Consider the following 18,056-nt stretch of genomic DNA (forward strand, 5'->3'; position numbering starts at 1 on the left):
CGGCCTTCGACGACTCCTCCCGAAAGGCCCGAAACGCCACCGCCGCCGTCCCGAACATCCCTCATCGTCCGAATTATTTCCCTGAGATCACCTCAGTCGCGCGCACGCCTTTTCGAGCAACTCCGAGTCGCTGGTCACGAACGTGCCCGCGGGATGGACGGACGTCGCCGATCCCGGCGGTGGGAACCAGATGACGTGCGCATTGTCCACGGGGAACTCGGTCACGAGGTCCTCTCCGAGCCGGAGGCTGTAGTTGTCAGTGGGGTCGCCGATGACCAGTGCTTTGTCAGCTGGGACACAGCGGCCGGATTCACCTGCCCGGATGATGTTGGCCTGCCGCGCGAACGCCGCGAACATGCGCGCCTGGTACGGGTTGTCGAAGGAGATCTGATGGTAGAGCGGATGGGCCTGCATATCCTCGGAGGTGGCGCCCATGCCGAGGATGGGCAGCCCGCCGTCGCCGAGGGTCTTCAGAGCCTCGAGTGTCCGCTGTCTGCTCTCGCCAAGCCCGATGACACCGAGGACGGTCTCGGTTGACTGCCGCACCACCTGCTGAGCGATCTGAGGCGCTTGGGCATAGTCTTTGCCGGCCTCCCGGATGTCGACGATGACGAAGACGTTGCCCGAGAGCTGATCCTTCGTTCGCGGATTGCCCTCAGCGAGTTCGTTCATCTTCCGTTGCGCCAGTCGGATGCCGTGCAGTTCGGGGATCACGCCGTTGTAGGCGACTCCGGCGTCGAAGGCGCCCGCGACACCGGAGCCCAGGTAGACGATCCTCTTGATCGTGTATCTCATGTCGGGGTTCTTACTGGCCAGGCCCCTGACTCGGGTGTTCTCGTCGTCGATCGCCTGCTTGTCGGCGTTGTAGAGACGGGTCGCCTCCTGAGAGGAGAGCAGGCCGACCGGCGTGGCCGCCGTCGCCGCATCTCCAGCGGTCTCGCCGAGACAGGTCTCATCCCTGGACCAGGGCCAGAACTGGAAAAGCCGCGCGGCGCCGAAATAGCCACCGACGGTGGGGATCACGATCTGCAGGACAGCGACGACGACAACCAGGGCGGAGCTTCTCAGCCGCACCGGAATCTTGTACGCGCCGGCGAGCTGCTCCGCGGTGGCACCCGCCGCTATGTCCCTCGTCGTCACCTGAAGCTCGGTGTCTCCGTGCAGGATGAGACGGAGCGTGGCCTCGGCGAGATTCGGCGCACCCGCGGCCTGACCGGATCGAGCGAAAATCACGGTGATGTGTCGCGCTTTGGTGTCCTCTATCGCCTGCCGAATGAGGTCAGCGAGCTCGTCGCCGTTCTTGATGAACAGCATGAATCCGCTCTGCCGGCGTCGCCGCCAGGGAGACAGACGCGGGGTGAACGCCGCGTCCAGATCGCACAGGAGCGCGCGGAGAAGCACGCCTTCCTTCTTCTGCTCGTCGCTGCCGCGCATGATGGTCGCGGCCTGCTCGAAAAAATCCTCGTGGCTTCCGCCGGCGAATTTCGCGAACCAGTTGCGGCGCATGCGACGTCGCCATACCCCGCCGAACCGCAGCTGTTCGAACCAGCCCGCGAACACGATGACGAAGCCGGCCAACCGGATCCACCAAAGAACCGGATCAGGTGCGCCCGGAAGTTGGATGAATCGGCACAGGAAAGGATGGAGCTTTCTGAAGGCACAATCCTGCGGATCCATTCCGGCGAAGGCGTCCGACTCGAGTGCCCTGAAGACGTTGTATTGGGGGAAGCGAAGCGTGCCCCACCCCCTCGGAGCTGTCAGCCCTGTCGCGATCTGCCGCGCCACACGAGTCCGCTCATCCACCACCGCGTGCGGCACCAGCGGCGTCTTGCCGAGTCGCAGCCGGTTTGTCAGGGCATCGATGAGCAAAGTGGCCGAACCGCCCGCAGTTCCCTCATGAATTCTTATGAGCAGGCGGCTCCGCCACTTCCTGCGGCGAAGCACCTTTGCGAAGACGGCTTTGGCGAAGTCGTCGAAGATCTGCTCCCGGCTGGTCATGTAGAGAAGTATTTTCCGGCAAGCGTCTGTGGCGGGTAAGAGAGGTCAAGCTGCAACACAGATGTAACGGGCACGGCCGTTTCAAGATCGGCCCGTACTAGTGAACCTATAACAGCAAAGGCGACCCTCCGCTCGAATCGCTGCGATTACCCGAAATTTCTCCATAAGTCACATGCCCGGCTTCGGCTGCGAGCGGCCATCATCTGGGCCCGCCAGGCGCGGCGGAACAGGTCGCCCTGGTCCCGACCCAGTCATACAGGGGTGAAAATTTCACTGACCGGCCGAGTCAGTGCGGGTATCCGACCACATGAGGCGTTTGCCGACCGTTGGGGGCGCCTTTTTCCGGTGACCGAGATTGACAGCTCAGGCCAGCTTCCAGAAACTCGTTGGGAGCGCTCCCAATGTCCTTCTAGCGGGCCATGTCGTGACACGGCATCGCGGCCGCCCCTCCGCCGGGCCGGCTGCCGACATGCCATGAACCCGCTTCTCGATCTCTTTCTGAAGGGATGCGCCATGGAGCTTCTGGCCAAGAATCAGGGGCTGGTCCTGGCCCTGTACCGGTTCGTGGTGGGTCTGCTGTTCGCCTGCCACGGCGCCGCGACCCTCTTCAACGTGCTGGGCGGGCCGCATGGCCCGGCACCCGGCTTCGGGCAGTGGCCCGGGTGGTGGGCCGCGGTCATCGAACTGGCCGGCGGGATCTTCGTCCTGCTCGGGCTGGGCACCCGTATCGCCGCCATCGTCTGCTCCGGCACCATGGCGTACGCCTACTTCGTGGTCCACCAGCCCCAGGCGCTGTTCCCGATCCAGAACGGCGGCGAACAGGCCGCCCTCTTCTGCTGGTCGTTCCTGATCATCGCCGTCTTCGGGCCCGGACGCTGGGCACTGGCCACGCTGCTGCCTTCGCGAACTCTGGAGTACGACAGCGGCAGATGACCGCCCGCCGATCCCTGAGCAGCCCCGGATGGCTCCCAAAACTACCAACAAGAACCTTCGCGTCTTGATGACCGGACTGCTCGCCAGCACTGTATCGGCTTATCACCTCCGCTGATCAGGAGAGGTCGCACGTCTGCCGACTCAGGGCCGTGCATGCCCAACTGAGCGCGGCGGAGGCCGCCATCGTTGGGGGGATGCGGTCTGCGGGCGTGTAGCTGAGCCACTGGTCGATGAGCCGGCTCAGGCACTCGGGTACGAGCGGGTTGTAGCGGTCAACGGGTTCGGGCCGGGTTCCGGCCCGCATCAGGTGGTGCACCTGCAGCGGATCGGTGCCGGCGTCGGTTTCGCGTCGCAGCGGGGCCAGGCCGGTCAGCAGCCAGTAGGCCAGGGCACCGACGCCGTACAGATCGGACAGACTGCTGGGGGCGGCGTCGGTGACGCCGAGTTGCTCGGGGCTGGCGAACCATTTGGTGCCGCCGGGCAGGGCCGTCGACACGCTTTTGCCGGCCTGGTGCAGTTGTGACATTCCCCAGTCGATGATCTTGATGGTGGCGGGGCCGTCCAGGACGATGTTCTGCGGCTTGATGTCGAGGTGGATGATGTCGCTCAGGGCGGCGGCCTGCAACCCGGCCAGCACCTGGCCCAGGATCCGCAGGCTCCACCCCAGGGAGACGTCGACGCCTGGCCTGCCGTGGAGGTGGAGGTTGAGGCTGCCTGGCTGGTAGAGGGGCGAGATGAGGTAGACCGCCTGGGATCTGGGATCCTGGCCGGCGTCGATGATCTGCCCGATGTGCCGGTGGTGCAGGCGCATGCTCCGTGCCTCCCGTAGGAAGGTGCGAAACCGCTGGGGGTCGTTGTGGGCCTGGTGGAACACCTTGGCCACGACGGTGGTGGCGGGGTCGGCGAGCTCGTAGGCCCGGTACAGGCTGGCCATGGCGCTGGCGTCGGCGTTCAAGGGCGCGTAGATCCGCCAGCGGTCGTTGAGCACCATGATCGGCACGGGGCCGACAGCGAGTGCGGGCGCCGGCTGCGTGGCCTGGCCTGCCTGGGCCCGGCGCGGGGGCGGCTGCCGGCATCGCACTCGTTCTAGCTTGGCCGCGGCGATGATCTGCTCGGCGTCGGTGCGGGCTTGGGCGAGGATCGCGGCGGCTTGGATTCGGGCTTCGCCCAGCACCTGATGGCGTAGCCGATCCAGCTCGGCCGTCGCCTCAACGGGAAGGCAAGGGCGTGGCCCGGCGGTCGTCCTGGTGGCAGCGGCGGCGAGAACAGACATGTGGCGACGACGTCTCAGCGCGCTGCCGCGCGGCTGAACCCGGCCCTGCCTCGGCCCGGGGTGCCGTACATCGGGAAGCTGTGGTCCAGGCCGGTGAGGCGCAGCACTCTGGCCAGGTGCGGGCGGGGGGCGGCCAGGCCGAGGACGATGTCCAACTCGTCGCACAGGCGGACGACGGTGGCGGGGACGAGCCACAGACCTGTCCCGATGCGGGGATGGAGGGCCGTCATGAGGTGCTCCGATCCTGTAGGCGAAGACCGGCCGTCTGGTGCCAGCCGGTGAGCTGGAACAGGCGTCGCAGCTGCGGGGAGGGCGAGCGCAACGTCAGAGCATGGCCGTCGCGCATACCGGCGGCGGCGGCGACCAGGGCGCGCAGTCCGCCGACGTCGCAGAACACCAGGCCGCCCAGGTCGACGCAGAAGCCGCCGCCGCCCGCCAACGCGGCCAGTGCCCCGGTCAGGGCCGGTAGGGTGGCGTGGTCGAGCTCACCTTCGATCCGCAGGCCCACGGGATCGACCAGCGGCGTGATGCGCAAGAGCCGATCGGCGAGCGTGTCAGGGGTGCGTGCGCCGAGTGTGTCCGCGGTGTTCATGCTGGCTCCTACGGGCGGGGAGTGCGGGATAAGGTGGCCGCGGGTGTGAGGCGGTCATGAACACGTTGCGGAGGGGCGGCGTGAGCGGAGCCGTCTGGTGCGATGGTCTGATCATCTGGCGGGCTCGACCAGGTGGAAAGCGGCAATCCGCACAAGGCTTATCATCAGCCGTGATCATCGGGGCGGATCGCGGTCGGAGCTCAAGGACGGCATGGTGAATGGCGTTGACTGCTCAACCTCCGCTGCCGCCGGATCAGAACGACGGCGTGGACCAGGCTCTGACCGACGTCTTGATGGCGATCGATACCGCTTCGCGCGCCCTCGCCTTTCAGCACGCGACGCGCATGGCCTGTCGTGGTGACCGGCAGCGGCTGGCCGCCTGTCTGGAGACGATGACGCCTGGTCGGCTCGCCAAGGTGGCCGCCGCCGCCCGATTGCTGAGCGCCGCGGCCGAGCAGGCGCTCGCCAGGAGGAACCCGTAGCGCTCGGGCAGTGTCCCGCCAAGACGTGTGATCAGGAGGCGTGGTCGCCGGGCGGGGAAAGTGTTCGCCGGTCAGCGGTTCTGACGGCGTCGCCGGCTGGCCAGACGCCGGAGTTGGGTGATGCGAGCGGTGCCGAGCACAAGAGTGAGCAGGATCCCGCTGAGCATGGCGATCAGCATCGCGACCGCGAGCGGCAGCGTGCCGTGCAGGCCGAGGAAGGACACCTGCGTGGCGGTGGTGTTCTGCAGCATGAACACGATGAAGGCGACGGACACGAGCGTGGCGACCCACACACCCGCCCAGGCCACGCTGGTACGGGTGACGGGCACCGGCCTGGAGTTCTCGGCGCTTGAGCCCGGGCCCGCGGGGCGCTCGTCCGGCGCCGGTAAGCTCTCGCCTTGAGACACATCGGCTTCAGCCGTCTCAGCAGATGGCCCGGATCTGGTGCGGAAGCGGTGCAGGATGTCCATGACAACCCTTTCGGTGAGCCGGCTTGGCAGGCACCTCTAATGCGGCGGGATGTCGTCGTTTCCGGATACCTCGAATCTACGTCACTCACCCGGCACGCCAAGCGGGCGCTCACCAGAGCGGCCGGCCAGGCGGTCAACGCCGCCAGGCCCCGTTCCGGACCTTCGGTCATGCGGGATGTGAATCCCGGGTGCCCGGGACGCCGGCAGCTCCTTTGCCGCCCGCTCGATATTTGAAGGCTGGCATAAAAAATGCCCGCGCCATGACGCGAGAATATTCTCGCACGCCACAGCACAGGCTGAGCTTTCCGCGATGTTCAGTTGATGATCAGCTCTTGTCGCGAATCACATCGTAGTTGGAGAACTCGATCGGGCCCTCGCACAGTTTGGCCATGTGCGCGTTGAACCGGTCGGTTTCCGGCAGCTTGCTGTTGTTCTGGGCCTCCTCGTAGGAGGAGAACTCCACGATGGCCACGTAGTGATCGGTTCGATCGCGGTGCTTCGCCACGACCTCGCGCTTTACATAGTGCTTGCCCTTGGCCTGCGTCCGCCACTCGTTCATGAGCGACTCGACTTCGCCGGCACGCTTGGTATCGAATTCTAGAATCTGTACGAAGCTCATAAGAGCCTCCCTTTTCTTTGGCTTGCATTCCTCATTCAATACCCATTTGCAATAAATAGCAAGGGAAATTTCGCACAACTGAGCGAATTCCACTCTCGGCATAAGATGGCAGGAGGTTTCGCGCCGCTGAATTCTCCGGCCGATTTCGCTGTCCGGCGGGCCTCGAAGTCGCGATCCGGCAGGTCAAGCCGATCCGGTGGCCTCTGGAAAGATCTCTCCGCCCCTGGCAGGGCGGACATGGCGCGGCCGACGTGCTCGCAGGTGGCTATCGCCGCAGCTGATGAGGCGAGCTGGGATTGCGTGTTTCCGCCGGACGGCTGAGCACCTTGACTGGTAAGTGACCAGCTGGCGCACCTTGCGTCGCTGTCACCGTGAGGGGGTCGCGATGACCCTGGACGCACAGGGCATGGACGCGACCGACCGTGCAGGCCTGAACGGTCAGGCGCCCCGCTGCGATCACATCGACCAGCTTCCCACCGTGCGGTATGGACCGCCCGAATGCAAGGAATGCCTGGCCCTCGGCCAGACCTGGACACGCCTGCTGGTGTGCCTGACCTGCGGCTGGGTGGCCTGTTCCGACGATTCGCAGGGCGGTCACGCCAAGGCCCACTACCGGGAGACCGACCATCCGGTGGCCGCCACTCTGGGGCCCAGGTCGACCTGGCGCTGGTGCTACGTGCACCGGCGGACGGTATAGATGAGGAGAAAGCTACTTCATGACTGTTTCCGAACGACCGGTTGCCGAACGACCGGTTTCCGAACGAGCGGTTTCTGAACCACCGGTGAAACGTCGGCAGGACTACGACGGCACCTCGCCGTTCCCCGGGGCCGGAGAGCACGTGCCGGCCGGGCGGGCGCAGACGGCGCTGACCGCGTCGATCGTGATCGCGCCGTTCGCCGCGCTCGGCGCGGTGATCTACCTGGCGTGGGGGCAGGGGGTCGCGCTCACCGACCTGATTCTGGCCGCGGGCTTCTACGTGGTGACCGGGCTCGGGGTGACGGTCGGCTTCCACCGGCTGCTCACCCATGGCTCGTTCGCCGCCCGGCCATGGCTGCGCGTGACGCTGGCGGTCGCCGGGTCGATGGGCTTCCAGGGCAACGTGATCGACTGGGTGGCGGTGCACCGCCGCCATCACGCCTTCACCGACCGACCGGGCGATCCCCATTCGCCCTACCGGTACGGGACCGGCCTGCGCGGGCAGCTTCGGGGGCTTGCCCACGCCCATCTGGGCTGGCTGTTCGCCGACGATCAGACTCCGGCCGAGCGTTACGCCCCGGACCTGCTGGCCGATCCTGCCATGACCCGGGTGGCCCGCGCCTTCCCCGCGCTGTGCGTGGTGTCGCTGGCACTGCCGTTCCTGGCGGGTTGGGCGATCACCGGCACCCTGTACGGCGGCCTGACCGCCTTCCTGTGGGCCGGGCTGATCCGCATCGCGTTGCTGCAGCACGTCACCTGGAGCGTCAACTCGCTGTGCCACCTCATCGGCAGCCGGCCGTTCAAGACCCGCAACCACGACCGGGCGACGAACCTGTGGCCGCTGGCCCTGCTGTCGTTCGGCGAGAGCTGGCACAACGGCCATCACAGCGAGCCGACCTGCGCCCGTCACGGTCTCGACCGGGGCCAGATCGACCTGTCCAGCGGGGTGATCCGCCTGTTCGAGCGGCTGGGCTGGGCAAGCGACGTGCACTGGCCCGACCCCGAACGCCTCCGGCACCGCCGTACCGGCCCGCTCTCACCGGCCGGAGACTGACCGATTCCCCGTCGCTGCCGCGGATCCTCGTGTGGCTCTCCCTTACCGTGATCCTCACCGTTCTGGCCACGACCACGATCCCGGATACGCCCAGCGCTCATCGGTTCCGGTGATAACCGGCGCCGCCATTGCTCGTTTCCCCCCATCAGGCCGGGACGGACACTGGGATTCCAAGCCGCCTGACCGCGGCACAGCATTGAAGGAAGATCACGATGAGTCTGCGTTGGGAAATCAGCAACAAGGTCCAGGTCCTCAAGGGCTGGGTCAGGCAACTCTTCGGCCGCCTCACCGGCGACCGGCGCCAGCAGATCGCGGGCAAGAGCGATCAGGTCGCAGGCAATCTGAAGCAGGCGGGCGGAAAGATCTGGGACGCCTTCAAACGCTGACCCTCCGCTTCGACAACCGCTCGGCGGCTACGAAGTCGAGGTCGGACGCCGGCGAGCTCCGCGATGACCCCGTCCGCCCCCGTGCAAGCACGAAGATGGAGGTAGAACCGATGCGCGTAGCATCAGGAGCGCTGATCCTTTGGCTGATCGTCGGTGCCGTCGCCGCAGGCCAGCGCAACTACTACACGGGGCCGGTGGAGAACTGCAATCAGGTGGCCACTATCGCGGTGACGATCCTGGCCGGCCCCCTCAACTACTTCGGCATGAAGCCGCAGATCGCCTGCCAAACACCTCAGCCCAGCAAGTAGGGCCCGGCTCACCTCCAGAAGTTCACCCGCCCACGAGGAACCTAGAGTGGGAGACGACAGTCCGCATCGGCGCCGCCTGAGCAGAGAGGGTGGCGGGCATGGAATTACGGCAGTTGCGCTATTTCGTGACGCTGGCCGAAGAGCTGCATTTCGGCCGCGCGGCCGCCCGCGAGCACATCGTGCAGTCGGCACTGAGTCAGCAGATCCAGCGGCTCGAACGTGAGCTGGACGTGCGACTGCTGGACCGCAGCACCCACCACGTCGACCTGACCCCGGCCGGCGCCGCCTTCCTCGTCGAAGCGCGCCAGATTCTCGATCACGTCAGCCGAGCCACGCAGGTCGCGCGCACCGCCGCCGCCTCGGCGCCCACGCTGCGCGTCGGCATCATCGACGCCGGCTACGACACCATGCCGCAGATCCTGCGCGAGCTCCAGCGCAACCATCCCGGCATCACGATCCACCAGGTCGAGGCAGGCACCCCAGAGCAGTACCGGCAACTGGCCGACGGCCGCCTGGACATCGCCATCGGACACGGCTCCCAGACCCCGGCCGAGGTGACCTCCAAGCTCATCAGGCTCGATCCGCTCGGCGTGCTGGTACCCGACGACCACCGCTTCGCCGACCTCGACGGCGTGCCCGTCGCCGCCCTCGCCGACGAGCTGCTACTGCTCGGCGAGGAATCGCAGACGCCGGAGCTCAATCAGTTCGTCCTCGCGCTGTGCCGCTCGGCCGGGTTGACGCCCACCCTTTACGAGGGCACCGTCGAAAGCTCCCGGGCCGCCGCCGACCTCGTACTCCAGCATCGCTGCGTGCACTGTGTCCCTTCCTCGTTCCGCTCCTCCAACCGGCCGGGCACCACCTGGCGGCCTCTGGCCGACCCCGCGACGCACTACCCCTGGTCCCTGCTGTGGCACGACGCCAACTCTTCTCCGTATATCGCCACCGTCATCGACATCGCCCGGGGGCTGGCCGAACGGCTCGACTGGCTGGAGCCCGTCGCCCTGGCCGCCGAGCCGGCGTCCGGCGAAGGTGCTCCGGCAGCCACCAGCCGCCGCAGCGATGATCTGTTGTGACGCGCCGGGCTCAACGCTGGTCGCGCCGCACCATCCTTTTCTCCCTGGTGATCGGTCCTGGAGATGAATCCTTCACAGATCGCCGGTTTCTGTCCCTTACGCAGGGTGTTGGCTGGAAGTGAACAAGTTCGACGGTCGGTGCCGCCAATCATGCGGTGACCCGCCACCTGCTTCGACCGGTCCGGAAGACCGATCCCGCGCAGACATCGACGCACCACCACAGGGAGTTCGGTCATGGGCATCATCGCTTGGATCATCCTCGGACTGGTCGCCGGATTGCTGGCCAGAATGCTGGTCCCCGGCAAAGACCAGCAAGGCTTGATCATCACCCTCGTACTCGGCGTCGCCGGCGCGCTGCTCGGCGGTTTCGTGGCCACCAAGGTGTTCCACGTCTCGGGCATCCAGGGCTTCTTCAACCTGTCCACCTGGGTCTGCGCCATCGTCGGCGCGGCAGTCCTGCTGCTCGTCTACAACCTGATCACTGACCGGCGCCGCACTGGCCGTCGTTCGGGCCGCTGGGCCGGCCGCCGATGACCCGCCCAGCACGCCCATCACCCATTCCCCGTGCTCACACGCCTGCCGCAGCGGGGGTGACCGCCCAAGCGCGCAGGCCGAGGATGTCCACGGGGGTGGCCGGGCCACGAGCCCGCAGGGCCTGGTAAGGCGATCTCAGCGAAACAGCGGCCAGGTGCAATGCAGCACAATCCAGGCATGGATCTTGCCGCCCTGGCCGCCGTCATCGGCCCGCCGCCCCCTGCTGCCTTTCCCGTCGACTGGCCCGGCGTTGAACAGTGGCTCGGTCTCCGGCTTCCCGACGACTACAAACAGTTCGCGGACAGGTACGGGCCCGTGCTGGTCGGGGAGTGGATCTGGGTCGTGGTGCCCCATCACTCCGACCGCGGCGGCTCTTACCGGCAACTCGACCAGCGGCAAGGGCTGCAACGCGCCATCCGTGCCGCCGACCCGCCGTCGCACCCGTACGCCTTTCATCCCGAACCGGGCGGGCTCCTGGTGTGGGGTGAGTCGCGCGGAAGCGAGTACTACTTCTGGGACACCTCGGTCTCCACCGATCCGAACGACTGGCCGACCAGGGTCTTCACCCAGCATTGGCCAAATGAGACGTGGCGGCTGGTGGACGCACCCATGACGGAGGTGCTCGCCGCGCGAGTGAGCGGCAGTCTGGACCTGGGAGAGGCCCTGCCCGCGGTGTCGCCTCCGTACGCCTGGAAATTCGCCCCGCTCGTGCTTGAGGACGTGCCGGAGAGTGCCTCCTTCCCGGGGGTGCCGCTCGCTCTCGAGGTCGCTGGGCCGGCGGCGAGGGTCCAGGCGGCCACGGGCGTGCCCGAGGACTATGCCGCGCTTGTCGGCGAGTACGGCGTGGGGAGGCTGGCCGGCGTGCTGCGGCTGCTCGGTCCCGGGGCGCCGGAGGGCTTCGACGTGGATGCGGAGGAGGCCGTGGTGAGCGAGCGGTTGCGCTCGCGGCGGGCCGCGGGCAAGCGGGTGGTCCCGTCACCGATCGCGCCCGAGCCGGCCGGGTTGCGATTGTGGGGAGTGTTCGACGGAGGTGAGACGTGCTGGTGGCTTCCGGTCAGCGGCGAGCCGGACGAGTGGCCGGTGGTGCTGCTGGACGCCGACGGCCTGGGATGGCAGCGGCTACCGTACGGCGTCTCGGGGTTTCTCGACCGGTGGCTGGACAGGCGGCTGGACCTGCCCGTGCTGTCGCTGTCGGCGGTGCCGCGTCCGCGCGTACTGTTCCCGCCGGGCGTCGACCCCGCCACGTCCGTAGAGGAAGGACCGCGAGACGCGCTGGCGCAGTTGGCGACGATCATCGGGGACCCGCGGACCGGCGGCCACACCTACGACTGGCCGGCGATCGAGCGGTCGCTCGGGTTGCGGCTGCCAAGCGACTACAAGCGGTTGTTCGAGGCGTACGGGACGATCGGCATCAACGGCATCACGATCGGGCAGCCGGAGGACCTCCAGCAGCAGCACGAAGAGCAAGTCGAATATCTCAGCTGGGAGGAAGACGAGGCGATGCCCGTGCATCCCGCGCCAGCAGGGCTGCTGTGGTGCGCGAACACCGAAGGCCGCGACACCGTCTGGTGGGACACCAGCGATCCAGACCCCGACCGGTGGACGATGGTCTGGGACGTGGAATTCGACCGGCACACCTTCCCCGGCACCCTGACCGAGCTGGTGATCGCCGACCTGACCGGCAGGCTGGCCGAATCGCTCACCGGACTGGATCCGTCAGCTGACGGGCCCATGATGTGGTTCTGAGGGGCGAGGACGGATCACCACACGTCGAAAGCGTTCCCCTACGACGGCTGATCGGCCGACATACCAACCACCCGGCCCACGGGACGTTCCGCGGTGGATGGCGACGGTGGTCGCCTGTGCAGCAGAAGTGCGGTCAGGCCGCCCGCGACCAAACCCCAGAACGCCGCGCCGATGCCCAGGATCGTCATCCCCGATGCGGTGACCACGAAAGTGACCACGGCGGCCTCCCGTCCCTCCGGCTCGGTCACCGCGCCGGCCAGCGACGAGCCGAGCGCCGGCAGCAACGCGAGGCCGGCCACCGCGATGACCAGCACGGGTGGGGACAGCAGCACCAGGGCCATGGCCAGGCCGGCGCCGAGGCCGAGCGTCAGCTGCCCGGCGCCGAGGGCCACTGTCGCGATCCACCGGCGGCCGGGGTCAGGGTGGGTGTCCGGGCCGGCGGTCAGCGCCGCGGTGATCGCGGCCAGGTTGATGGCGTGACCGCCGAACGGCGCCGCCGCCGCGCTCGCCAGGCCGGTCGCGACGAGGACCGGGCGCAGGGGCGGCTCGTACCCGTATGTCGCCATGACCGCCATACCGGGGACGTTCTGCGCGGCCATGGTGACGAGAAACAGCGGGATGGCGATGCTCACCACTACGGACAGGTTCAGCGTCGGGGCAGTCAGCTCGACCACGGGCCGCAGGGACGCGCCGGACAGGCCGTTGCCGGGCCCGTGCACCGCGATGGCGATGACCGCAACGACGAGCGCGCCCGGAACGGCCCACTGCCGCAGGTACCGCAGTAACACCGCCCAGGCCAGGACGACGGGCACGGCCAGCAGCGGGATGTCGACGATGGCGCGGACCGGCGCGGTGCACAGGCTGAGGATGACGCCCGCCAGCATGGCACCGGCGATCGGACGCGGGATGGCGGCGATCGCCCGGGCCAGCCAGGGCGACAGGCCGGCGAGGACGATGAGCCCGGCGCAGACGATGAACGCGCCGACCGCGGCCGGGAAGCCGCCGGGCACGGGACCGGTCGCCACCAGCAGCGCCGCGCCGGGGGTGGACCAGGCGATGCTGATCGGCATGCGGTAGCGCAGCCCGAGGACGACCGCCACCGCCCCGATGCCGCAGCACAGGGCGAGCAGCCCGGACGCGGCCTGCCCCGGCGTCGCCCCGACGGCACGCAGTCCGGCGAGCACGACGGTGAACGAACTGGCGTAGCCGACCACCGCACTGACCAGCCCCGCCATGACGGCCTGCACCCGCACGCCCACCACCCGCTCCATCGTTCCGTTTACGGAACGAACCATAGCCACGTGGCCAGAGTGGGACAAGTCCGGCAGAGGAATGCAAGGATTGCCGGGTGGACGGCCGTGACACGGAAATCGGGAGCCGGTTGCGGCGATTGCGGGAGGCCCGCGGCATCTCCCTGTCGGCGCTGGCCCGCAGCGCCGGCATCGGCAAGGCCACCCTGTCCGGCCTGGAACTGGGCACCCGTAACCCGACGCTGGAGACGCTCTACGCGGTGGCGGGAGCCTTGGGCGTACCGTTGACGGCCCTGGTTCTGGAGCCCGGCGCACCGCCCGCGGAGGCCGTCCACGTGCCCGGCGCCGCCGTGACGGCCACGCTGCTTGAGGTCTTCGAGGAGCCGACCGCGACGTTCGAGTTGCTGCGCATGCGCGTCCGCCCCGGCGTCGTACAGCACTCGCCGGCCCACGCCCCCGGCGTGACCGAACACGTAACGGTCTACGCGGGCGTGCTGCGCGCCGGCCCGGCCGACGTCCCCCTGCTGGCCGCCCCGGGTGAGCACATCTCCTGGCAGGCCGACGTCCCACACATCTACTGCGCCGTCGGCCCAGACGAGGTGCTGGCCACCCTGCTGATCCGCTCCCCCCGACAGACCTGAGCCATCGAATCACCCCGTATGAAGGGGGACTCGCGAAGCGGCATCCGCCCCGTCGCCGGGTCAGGGCAGCACCACGCGCCGGTTCTCCGGGATCAGGGCCGCCACCACACATGTCACGCTCACCACCACCGACGCGGCGAACAGCGGCAGCGCCGTGCCGGCGGCCGCGGCCACGGCAGGCCCCAGCATCAGCCCCACGGGCTGCGCCGACAGGGACAGCACGAGCTCGTAGGCGGTGATACGGGCAAGGGCGCGTGCCGGCACCAGGGCCTGCACCGCGTTGTCCCAGATCGGGTCCATCAGGCCGAGCAGGGTTAGCGCCGACGCGTAGGCGACGATCACCAACGGCGCCGACGCCCGCGCGGCCAGCAGGATGAGCGGTACGGCGTAACAGGCCAGCCCGAGGTTGCCCATCAGGATCGGCCTGCGTACGCTCACCCGTCCGGCCAGCAGCGACCCGAGCAGCAGACCAGCGCCTCCCGCCTGAACCAGGACGATCCAGACGCCCTGACCGCCCAGCGAGCCGGCGACGACGACAGGGCCGACAGTGAGCAGCACGCCCGAGGCGAAGTTCCAGGCCGCGTGGGCTACCAGGGTGGTCCAGTACCACCGGCGCGCCCGCACTTCCGCCCATCCCTCCCGTGCCTCCGTCCATCCCTCCCTCAACTCCGGCCGGCCCATCCTGCTGGGCACCCGTGCCGGCCTGGCTCGCACCATGGCGAGCAGAACCGCACTGACGGCGAATCCCACGGCGTCGAGGGCGAACACCGCCGACGGACCGAGCGTCAGCGTCAGGATTCCCGCCAGGCCGGGGCCTGACAGCAGAGCCACGCTTCTGGCGGTGCCCAGCAGGGCGTTGGCCCGCTGCCGCCGCTCCTTCGGCACCAGCTGGACCATCAGAGGCCAGCCGGCGGGCAGCGCACAGCCTGCCGCCCCGCCCGCGATGAACTGCAGGACGGCGATCAGCGGGAATTGGGGCGATCCGCTCAGCAGCGTGGCGCCGATGCCGGCCTGCGTCCCCACGCGCAGGAGGTCGGCGGCGACGGCGACCCGCTTGGGATCGAGGCGATCGGCCAGGACGCCGCCGCCGGGCAGGACCAGGATCTTGGCCAGCAGCCCGCAGCCGAGCACGAGGCCGAGAGCGGTGGACTGGCCATCGTGGCCTACGATGGCCAGCGTCAGAGCCGCGGGCCCCATGAAGTCGCTCATGGCCGAGATCGTCTGCGATGTGAACAACAGCGCAAAACCCTTGTGCGGGCCTGCGCTCATGCCGGGCAGAAGGCGGAATTGCCGACCAGCCACGCGGCCAGCCGCCCGATCTCCTCCTCGTCCGGCACGTCGCAGGCCGCTCCGGCGGGCAGGGACGCCGCCTCCCGCAGCCACTCACCGACCGTGGCGGGAAAGCGGATGGCCTTGCCATGGGTTGCGACGATCACCTCGTGGCCGTCGCGGCACCACAAGATACGCGCGTGCGTGGCCGAGCGCACCCTGGAGGAGGGCGTGGCGGCGGACCGTACGGGTTCGGCGCCGGTGATTCCGTGCGCGGAGGCGACGGCGAGTGCGGTGTCCCGGTCCGTCCGCCTGCCCAGGTACGCCGAGAAGGCGGCCAGCCACGCGGGCGACACCTCACCCGCCGGGGAGACCTCCAGTGGGAAAGCGCGCTCGGCGGCGTCGTAGGAGGACATGAAGCTCGAGATGTTGACGGCGAAGGCCAGGCCGTGGGTCTCGCCGACGTGCCAGACCCCGTTGTCCCACAGGAACGCCTGTCCCGCCGCCGCGGTGAGGGAGGCTCGTACATCCTCCTCCTGGCCGCCCAGCGAGCTGAGGTATTCCTCCTCGGTGCCCTGGAAGGGGCCGTCGTTGACCATCCGCCCGGCGTCCTCGGGGATCCACGCCTGCCCCGTCCAGAAGTGCATGGACTTGGCGCCGGCCAGGACGAGATGCCGGTTGGAGCAGTACTCCCGGTGGATGCCGCCCGGAGTGCGCTGGTAGTCGCCGCAGAAGAACTCGACGTCAGAGCCATGGCGGGGCAGGAGGTCCGCGCCGGGCAGGCCGCGAACCGCCGACAGGACGATCTCGTAGAAGGACCGGTCGCAGGAGACGATGTCCCGTACGTAGAGCAGGATCGGGGTGTCCGGCGAGCGCGAGGCGCGGACGCGGGAGAACCACCGGCGGAAGTCCTCGCTGCCGTCCGTGCGGGGCATCAGCTCCGGCGCCGGGTCGGGTTCGCCGTCGACGAGGACCCATGCGCGCCTGGTCACCCTGCCGTCGAGCTGCGCTTGGATGACACGCAGCCCTGCGTTCCAGACGACCTGCGGAGTCAGGGACGAGCACGTCCAGCCGGACAGGGCGAAGGCCGCGTCCGGCGCCGGCGGAGCTTCAAGGGAGATCATCGGCAGGTTCATGGTGGTGGCTTCCTGGATGCGCGGCGCTCTGAGCGCGAAGAAGGTACTGATCGGTGAGGGTCAGCGAGGGATCCGGCGGCGGGGTGCTCAGGTGGTCGTGCAGGAACGCGACCTGGGCCGCGACGAACGCCGGCCCCCTGTCGGCGATGTTCCGGCGGACCTGAGCCAGTGCTGAGGTGCGGAAGAACCGGGTGTGCGTGGCCGGGCCGCCCTTCAGGTGAGTGGCGGAGGCCAGGTGGGTGAAGTAGGGGATGTCCTGGTCCCGCAGGGCGGCCATCTCGCCGGGCACCAGGCGGTCGTATCTGCTGACGGTTCCGACGCGCAGATGGCGGCTCAGTTCGGCGTCGGCGGCCGGCCAGGAACGGGCGGCCGCCGGCTGCTGGATGAGCCGCAGCAGCCGTGCGTAGTAGGCGGTCTCGCGGATGATCTGCCGTCCCTGGTGCGCGGCCACCCGATCCCAGAACTCCGTGGCGGCCAGCACATGCGCGCGACGGGCCCGGCAGAGGGCGAACACCGTGTCGAAGCCCTTCACGAGTTCCCGCAAGTAGCAGTCGGCGGTCTGGAAGCGCCCGTCGAGGACGGGCAGGTTGAGCGGCGGGGAGTGGGTGATCCGCCGGAAACCGACCTCCATCGCGTCGCTGCCCCGATTTACGGCGAACGGAGTCAGCGTGGAGAGCCGGTCGGAGCCCATCACCTGGTACGCCGAGAAGCTGCCGCGGCCAGGCGTCCGCGGATCCGAAGGCTGTACGAGGCCGGTGTCCACGACGGACTCCAGCGTGCCGGTGGGATTGCGCCAGGAGTAGTTCTGCAGCATGGTCTCGGTGTCGACGAGGACGGGATGCTCCCCGGCCGCGATGAGGTTCTCGAAGTGCCCGTCGGTGAAGTTCAGCAGGCAGCAGGCGGCCAGGAGCACTCCGCATCTGGTCCAGTAGCGGCGCACTTCGGCGGCCGTCGCGCAAGGGGCGAACGCGACCTCCTGCATCCACCCGTGTGCAGACCCCTCGACCATCCGGGGACGCGACGGCCGCATCTCCTTCGGTACGCCGAGCAGGCCCAGAAAGTCGTGGAACAGCGCCGACGAGCCCTGCGGGACGGGTTTGTAATAGACGCGCCCGCCATCGCGCAGCTCAAAGCGCAGGACCTGCCCGCCGCCCGCGTGCCGGTCCCCGCCCACCAGGGCGATGCCCACCGCGGGGCCTGTCAACGCCGGCATGGCGGCCCGTAGCGCCGGCAGGTCGGCCGCCAGACGGCGCACGGCGAGCGCGACACTGCTGGCGGTGGAGTCGGCGATGACGTCGAGTGCGGCCGAGACCACGGGGTAATCGCGGGCGAGCCGCTCGGCTGACAGTTGTCCGTCCTCCCAGAAGGACCGGTACCGTTCCTGCGGCGTGCCGCCGCGCAGGCCGCCGCGGACGGCGGCCCACCCCAGCTCCTCGACCACGACGGGCAGGACCGCCTGATCGAGCTGCAGGCGCAACGAGGAGCTGACGGCTGCGACGCAGCGTGTGACATCGACAGGTCCGGGCAGGGCAGGCGACGTCGCCAGGGCCTTACGGAGCCGCTTCAGAGCCTGGGCGAGGGGGCGCGCGTACAAC

Annotated in this window: 20 protein-coding genes; 10 read left to right on the plus strand and 10 right to left on the minus strand. The window is 68.6% G+C overall.

The window, feature by feature from the left end:
- Positions 1 to 87: 87 nt before the first annotated feature.
- The gene (locus ACGFJ2_RS50815) at positions 88 to 1,998 is read right to left on the minus strand and encodes a hypothetical protein (RefSeq protein ID WP_393481055.1); all 1,911 of its coding nucleotides are present in this window, start codon (positions 1,996 to 1,998) and stop codon (positions 88 to 90) included.
- 513 nt (positions 1,999 to 2,511) lie between these two features.
- On the opposite strand from ACGFJ2_RS50815, the gene ACGFJ2_RS50820 reads away from it, so the two are divergent.
- Entirely contained in the window at positions 2,512 to 2,931 is a 420-nt protein-coding gene (locus ACGFJ2_RS50820) for a DoxX family protein (RefSeq protein ID WP_357943589.1), read from the plus strand.
- Between the two features lie 115 nt (positions 2,932 to 3,046).
- Here the strand turns inward: ACGFJ2_RS50820 and ACGFJ2_RS50825 are convergent, their stop codons facing one another.
- From ACGFJ2_RS50825 to ACGFJ2_RS50835, 3 genes are read right to left on the minus strand one after another with little or no spacing between them, the layout of a single operon-like run.
- Positions 3,047 to 4,204 carry a serine/threonine-protein kinase gene (locus ACGFJ2_RS50825; RefSeq protein WP_393481057.1) on the minus strand — a complete coding sequence of 386 codons (1,158 nt, stop codon included), beginning with the start codon at positions 4,202 to 4,204 and terminating at the stop codon, positions 3,047 to 3,049.
- Positions 4,205 to 4,218: 14 nt separating this feature from the next.
- Complete coding sequence (locus ACGFJ2_RS50830; RefSeq protein ID WP_393481060.1) at positions 4,219 to 4,434, minus strand: hypothetical protein; 216 nt, start codon at positions 4,432 to 4,434, stop codon at positions 4,219 to 4,221.
- Positions 4,431 to 4,796 carry an STAS domain-containing protein gene (locus ACGFJ2_RS50835; RefSeq protein ID WP_357943583.1) on the minus strand — a complete coding sequence of 122 codons (366 nt, stop codon included), beginning with the start codon at positions 4,794 to 4,796 and terminating at the stop codon, positions 4,431 to 4,433. Before ACGFJ2_RS50835 ends, ACGFJ2_RS50830 begins: the two co-directional genes overlap by 4 nt.
- A gap of 224 nt (positions 4,797 to 5,020) precedes the next feature.
- Here ACGFJ2_RS50835 and ACGFJ2_RS50840 point away from each other — a divergent pair, with 224 nt between their 5' ends.
- Positions 5,021 to 5,278: a hypothetical protein gene (locus ACGFJ2_RS50840; RefSeq protein ID WP_393481062.1), complete on the plus strand. Its 258-nt coding sequence runs from the start codon at positions 5,021 to 5,023 to the stop codon at positions 5,276 to 5,278.
- Positions 5,279 to 5,349: 71 nt separating this feature from the next.
- Here the strand turns inward: ACGFJ2_RS50840 and ACGFJ2_RS50845 are convergent, their stop codons facing one another.
- Both ACGFJ2_RS50845 and ACGFJ2_RS50850 read right to left on the minus strand, forming a co-directional pair.
- On the minus strand, positions 5,350 to 5,607 hold the full coding sequence (locus tag ACGFJ2_RS50845; RefSeq protein ID WP_225301272.1) for a lipopolysaccharide assembly protein LapA domain-containing protein: 258 nt from the start codon (positions 5,605 to 5,607) through the stop codon (positions 5,350 to 5,352).
- Positions 5,608 to 6,073: 466 nt separating this feature from the next.
- Complete coding sequence (locus tag ACGFJ2_RS50850; protein WP_393481065.1) at positions 6,074 to 6,367, minus strand: hypothetical protein; 294 nt, start codon at positions 6,365 to 6,367, stop codon at positions 6,074 to 6,076.
- A gap of 385 nt (positions 6,368 to 6,752) precedes the next feature.
- Between ACGFJ2_RS50850 and ACGFJ2_RS50855 the strand changes: the two genes are divergently transcribed.
- From ACGFJ2_RS50855 to ACGFJ2_RS50885, 7 genes are all read left to right on the plus strand, one after another.
- Entirely contained in the window at positions 6,753 to 7,064 is a 312-nt protein-coding gene (locus ACGFJ2_RS50855) for a UBP-type zinc finger domain-containing protein (RefSeq protein ID WP_357943577.1), read from the plus strand.
- 85 nt (positions 7,065 to 7,149) lie between these two features.
- Positions 7,150 to 8,118, plus strand: a complete 969-nt coding sequence (locus tag ACGFJ2_RS50860; protein WP_357943575.1) for an acyl-CoA desaturase — start codon at positions 7,150 to 7,152, stop codon at positions 8,116 to 8,118.
- Positions 8,119 to 8,330: 212 nt separating this feature from the next.
- On the plus strand, positions 8,331 to 8,504 hold the full coding sequence (locus tag ACGFJ2_RS50865) for a CsbD family protein (protein WP_225301276.1): 174 nt from the start codon (positions 8,331 to 8,333) through the stop codon (positions 8,502 to 8,504).
- A 110-nt stretch (positions 8,505 to 8,614) separates the two neighbouring features.
- Positions 8,615 to 8,812: a hypothetical protein gene (locus ACGFJ2_RS50870; protein ID WP_357943573.1), complete on the plus strand. Its 198-nt coding sequence runs from the start codon at positions 8,615 to 8,617 to the stop codon at positions 8,810 to 8,812.
- 98 nt (positions 8,813 to 8,910) lie between these two features.
- Entirely contained in the window at positions 8,911 to 9,885 is a 975-nt protein-coding gene (locus tag ACGFJ2_RS50875; protein ID WP_393481068.1) for a LysR family transcriptional regulator, read from the plus strand.
- 234 nt (positions 9,886 to 10,119) lie between these two features.
- Complete coding sequence (locus ACGFJ2_RS50880; protein WP_357943569.1) at positions 10,120 to 10,419, plus strand: GlsB/YeaQ/YmgE family stress response membrane protein; 300 nt, start codon at positions 10,120 to 10,122, stop codon at positions 10,417 to 10,419.
- 177 nt (positions 10,420 to 10,596) lie between these two features.
- The gene (locus tag ACGFJ2_RS50885) at positions 10,597 to 12,165 is read left to right on the plus strand and encodes an SMI1/KNR4 family protein (RefSeq protein WP_393481071.1); all 1,569 of its coding nucleotides are present in this window, start codon (positions 10,597 to 10,599) and stop codon (positions 12,163 to 12,165) included.
- A gap of 38 nt (positions 12,166 to 12,203) precedes the next feature.
- Here the strand turns inward: ACGFJ2_RS50885 and ACGFJ2_RS50890 are convergent, their stop codons facing one another.
- Positions 12,204 to 13,436, minus strand: a complete 1,233-nt coding sequence (locus ACGFJ2_RS50890) for a benzoate/H(+) symporter BenE family transporter (protein WP_393481073.1) — start codon at positions 13,434 to 13,436, stop codon at positions 12,204 to 12,206.
- 77 nt (positions 13,437 to 13,513) lie between these two features.
- On the opposite strand from ACGFJ2_RS50890, the gene ACGFJ2_RS50895 reads away from it, so the two are divergent.
- A complete protein-coding gene (locus tag ACGFJ2_RS50895) occupies positions 13,514 to 14,056 on the plus strand; it encodes an XRE family transcriptional regulator (RefSeq protein ID WP_358178752.1) in 543 nt (180 codons plus the stop codon).
- A gap of 60 nt (positions 14,057 to 14,116) precedes the next feature.
- Here the strand turns inward: ACGFJ2_RS50895 and ACGFJ2_RS50900 are convergent, their stop codons facing one another.
- From ACGFJ2_RS50900 to ACGFJ2_RS50910, 3 genes are read right to left on the minus strand one after another with little or no spacing between them, the layout of a single operon-like run.
- The gene (locus ACGFJ2_RS50900) at positions 14,117 to 15,325 is read right to left on the minus strand and encodes an MFS transporter (RefSeq protein ID WP_357943562.1); all 1,209 of its coding nucleotides are present in this window, start codon (positions 15,323 to 15,325) and stop codon (positions 14,117 to 14,119) included.
- Positions 15,322 to 16,449 carry a hypothetical protein gene (locus ACGFJ2_RS50905; RefSeq protein WP_357943560.1) on the minus strand — a complete coding sequence of 376 codons (1,128 nt, stop codon included), beginning with the start codon at positions 16,447 to 16,449 and terminating at the stop codon, positions 15,322 to 15,324. The genes ACGFJ2_RS50900 and ACGFJ2_RS50905 overlap by 4 nt, the downstream gene beginning before the upstream one ends.
- Positions 16,436 to 17,938, minus strand: coding sequence for a DUF4135 domain-containing protein (locus ACGFJ2_RS50910; protein WP_357943558.1), 1,503 nt, complete (start codon positions 17,936 to 17,938; stop codon positions 16,436 to 16,438). The genes ACGFJ2_RS50905 and ACGFJ2_RS50910 overlap by 14 nt, the downstream gene beginning before the upstream one ends.
- Positions 17,939 to 18,056 lie beyond the last annotated feature (118 nt).

This window comes from Nonomuraea sp. NPDC049028, assembly GCF_043197735.1.
Taxonomy (GTDB): domain Bacteria; phylum Actinomycetota; class Actinomycetes; order Streptosporangiales; family Streptosporangiaceae; genus Nonomuraea.